The following is a 1284-nucleotide window of genomic DNA, read 5'->3' on the forward strand; positions in this document are numbered from 1 at the left end:
CTATTATAGCGAAGAAGAAAGATATTTCGAGTTTTTTCGAAATATTTATTGACGATGAAAGCCCTATGCGTATAATTCGAAGAATATCGAAATGAGAGGTGAGTCACATGAGCCCAGAAATTATTACAATGGCCAAAGAAGCAGGACATATGTTTCTGTTCTTGGCTACTGAACTAGTCATCCTATTTTTAGCTGTAAGTTACCTAGTAGGTATTCTTCAAGAGTTTTTAACCCCAGAGAAAATCCAATCAATCCTGAGCTCTAGAAAAGGTAAAGGCTACATTGTGGCAGCGTTCCTTGGTGCTATCACACCATTTTGCTCTTGCTCAACTATTCCTTTCTTGAAAGGCCTATTGAGAGCTAGAGCAGGTTTCGGTCCAATGATGGTGTTCTTGTTTGCATCACCACTGCTTAATCCAGTCATCATTGGTTTGTTTATTGCAACATTCGGCTTGAACGTCGCTGTGTTCTACTTTGTAGTAGCAATGGTAGTTGCCGTTTCAGCTGGTTTTATCTTAGAGAAGTTAGGTTTTGAAAAATATGTACGTCCAGAAGCGTATGAGTCAACAGATTCAGGCTCAAGTTGTGGTACTTCTTGTGGTGACTCTAAACCAGCACCTAAAAAAGAATCTAGCTGTGGTACTTCTTGTGGTGACTCTGTACCAGAAGTGCAAATTTCTTGCTGCTCATCAATCGGTGAAGCTGCGGCTACAATTGTTCCATCCGCAGAGCCAAGCCGTTGGGTTCGTATTTGGATAAATACATGGAAAGACTTCAAACAAGTTCTTCCATACTTGCTAATGGGTATTGCTCTTGGTTCATTAATCTATGGCTTTATCCCAACAGATTTAATCGCTGAGTATGCAGGTGCTGGTAACTGGTATGCAATCCCTGTAGCGGCTGTTATCGGTATCCCACTATACATTCGTGCAGAGGCCGTTATCCCACTAAGTGCTGCTCTAGTTCAGAAGGGGATGGCACTTGGTTCTGTAATGGCATTGATCATCGGCAGTGCGGGCGCAAGTCTAACCGAGGTAATCTTGTTGAAATCAATCTTCAAGAACCAAATGATTGCAGCGTTCCTGTTCGTCATCCTAAGTATGGCAGTGGGTGCAGGTTACTTGTACACATTCTTGTTTGCTTAATATCACGAATAACCGGAATACATGAGAGCCGCAATCGCGGCTCTCATGCTAATACAGCATTGTTAACGCTAAGACTCATTTGGTGGTTACACTGATGCAAAGAGTTTCAGTATAGATACTTCAGATATTAAATTAGTTA

The 1284-nt window shown here is 41.6% G+C and carries 1 protein-coding gene; it reads left to right on the forward strand.

The genetic code is table 11. The annotated features are described in order from the left end of the window. The first annotated feature begins 107 nt into the window (after positions 1 to 107). Positions 108 to 1145, forward strand: coding sequence for a permease (locus KIV40_RS10530; protein WP_011998819.1), 1038 nt, complete (start codon positions 108 to 110; stop codon positions 1143 to 1145). Positions 1146 to 1284: the final 139 nt, after the last annotated feature.

This window comes from Vibrio sp. D173a (genome assembly GCF_030248475.1).

Coding starts and splice junctions, on each gene's coding strand:
- KIV40_RS10530 (WP_011998819.1), top strand. CDS start 108: ATGAGCCCAGAAATTATTACAATGGCCAAAGAAGCAGGACATATGTTT.